Consider the following 2,631-nt stretch of genomic DNA (forward strand, 5'->3'; position numbering starts at 1 on the left):
CCACAATCGTGCTCGGTGTCAATGATGAGGTTCTTAAACCAGAGATGAAGATTGTTTCCAATGCTTCCTGTACAACTAATTCAATAGCACCGATAATAAAGATTCTGAACGACAATTTTGGAATTGAGAAGGGCTATCTTACGACTGTACACGCATATACCAATGACCAGAGAATTCTAGATCTTCCTCACAGTGATTTAAGAAGAGCCAGGGCGGCCGCTGCCAACACAATTCCTACATCAACCGGTGCAGCCAAGGCTGTAGGGGTGGTTATCCCAGAATTAAAAGGTAAACTCGATGGAATAGCGATGAGAGTTCCCGTTACCGATGGTTCAATAACCGATCTGACGGTCGTTCTCAAAAAGGACACTACAGCTGAAGAAGTAAATGAACTTGTGAAGAAAGCTGCAGAAAACGAACTGAAAGGAATAGTTGAATTCACCGAAGAGGAGCTTGTCTCTTCTGACATAGTTGGAACGACTGTTTCCGCGATATTCGATAGTAAACTGACGGCCGTAATGGGTAACCTTGTAAAGGTTTGTTCGTGGTATGACAACGAGTACGGTTACTCGTGCAGAGTTGTTGATCTTGCGAAGAAAATGATGGAAATGTAACTCTGAGTTTTGTCGACGGGGCCCGAGGCCCCGTTTTATTGAGGAGAGGAGGCTTAAGAAATGTCTAAGACATTGACTCTTAAGGATATCGATCTGGCTGGGAAAAGGGTTCTTGTAAGAGTTGATTTTAACGTACCTCTAGATAAAGAGACGGGTGAGGTGAGTGACGATACCAGAATCGTCGCGGCATTGCCTACTATCAATGAGATTATCGAAAGAGGGGGCAAGGCGATTCTCGTTTCTCATCTGGGTAGACCCAAAGGGAAGAGAGATCCGAAGTACTCTCTCGAAAAAGTCGCCGAGAGGCTTCAGTCACTGATCGGTAAACCCGTTACTTTCGTCCCGGACTGTATAGGAGAAGAGGTTGAGAAGGCCGTTTCAAAAATGAACAATGGTGACATTCTTCTTCTGGAGAATGTCAGATTCTACTCTGAAGAAGAGAAGAACGATCCGGACTTTTCGAGGAGACTCTCATCTATTGCAGATATTCACGTCAACGATGCTTTCGGCACTGCTCATAGAAGCCACGCCTCAAACGTGGGAGTTGCTCGTTATTTGACCAGTGTGCCCGGGTTCCTCATGCAAAAAGAGATAGAAATGCTTGGGATGGCAATTGAGAATCCCGAACACCCCTACGTGGTCATTCTTGGAGGAGCGAAAGTCTCAGACAAAATTGGAGTGATCACCAATCTTTTGGAGAAGGCAGATAGGATCCTAATCGGGGGCGCAATGATGTTCACGTTCCTAAAGGCCCAGGGAAAGAGTGTTGGAGACTCTCTCGTAGAAGAAGACAAAATCGATCTTGCAAGAGAGATTCTTCAGAAGGCAAGGCAAAAGAATGTTGAATTTGTCCTTCCCGTCGACACGGTGATCGCAAAGGAGATTGCAGCCGGTAGTGAATCGAAAGTAGTCGATCTTGAAGAAGGCGTCCCTGCTGGTTGGAAGGGGCTTGACATAGGTCCATCAACAATAGATCTTTTTAATAAGAAACTGAGCGATGCTAAAACAGTCGTTTGGAATGGACCCATGGGAGTCTTCGAGATCGACGACTTCGCTAAGGGAACGGAGTCGATTGCGAGAACGCTGGCCTCGCTCAATGATGCGGTTACGATAATTGGCGGCGGGGATAGTGCGGCCGCTATAAACAAGTTTGGGCTTGCTGAAAAGGTCTCCCATGTTTCGACGGGGGGCGGCGCATCGCTAGAGATGCTCGAAGGTAAGGAAATGCCCGGGATAAAAAGCCTTTCGATTGAGGGTGGTAAAAAAAAACGTAGATTGATGGTCGCGGGAAACTGGAAGATGAACAAGTCGCCTAATGAAGCTCGAATGTTTGCAGGCTTCCTCGCATCGTCAATCGGTAATGAAAATGCGGTAGATGTCGTTGTCTTTCCAACAAGTCTCTCGGTTGCAGGGGTGGCCGATATTCTAAAGGACACTTCGATCAAATTCGGAGTACAGAATATCTATCCAGCCGACAGCGGAGCCTTCACAGGAGAGATCTCTGCATCGATGCTGTCAGATCTTGCTGTTGAATATGTTCTGGTTGGTCACTCTGAGCGCAGGCACATTTTCGGCGAAACATGCGAGCTGACTGGTGAGAAGATCAAGTCAGTCTTGAAGCATGGCCTCACACCGATTTTCTGTGTTGGTGAGACTCTTGAAGAAAGAGAAGCCGGCAGAATGAAGGAGGTACTGGAAACCCAGATTAGAAAGGGCTTTTCCGGTCTTGGAAAGAGCGATCTAGAGCGCATAATAATCGCTTATGAGCCAGTTTGGGCAATAGGAACTGGCGTGGTTGCTTCGCCAGAGCAGGCCGATGAAGCGATGAAGTTTATCAGAGATCTAATTGCGTCTCTTTATGGCGTTGATTTGTCAGAGAGTGTTCGGATTCTCTATGGTGGAAGTATCAAGCCAGAAAACTTCGAATCACTCATTTCAATGGAGAACATTGACGGTGGTTTAGTTGGGGGCGCAAGCCTTCAAGAAAGCTTTGTACAGCTGGTTGCAATAGCTGAAA

The 2,631-nt window shown here is 46.7% G+C and carries 2 protein-coding genes; both read left to right on the forward strand.

What is annotated here, in order from left to right; all coding sequences use genetic code 11:
* A partial coding sequence (locus tag BG32_RS09960) for a type I glyceraldehyde-3-phosphate dehydrogenase (RefSeq protein WP_147434933.1) occupies window positions 1–614 on the forward strand: 614 nt, incomplete at its 5' end.
* A gap of 60 nt (window positions 615–674) precedes the next feature.
* A partial coding sequence (tpiA, locus tag BG32_RS09965; RefSeq protein WP_121526760.1) for a triose-phosphate isomerase occupies window positions 675–2,631 on the forward strand: 1,957 nt, incomplete at its 3' end.

The sequence above is a fragment of the Mesotoga sp. HF07.pep.5.2.highcov genome, from assembly GCF_003666285.1.
Lineage (GTDB): Bacteria > Thermotogota > Thermotogae > Petrotogales > Kosmotogaceae > Mesotoga > Mesotoga prima.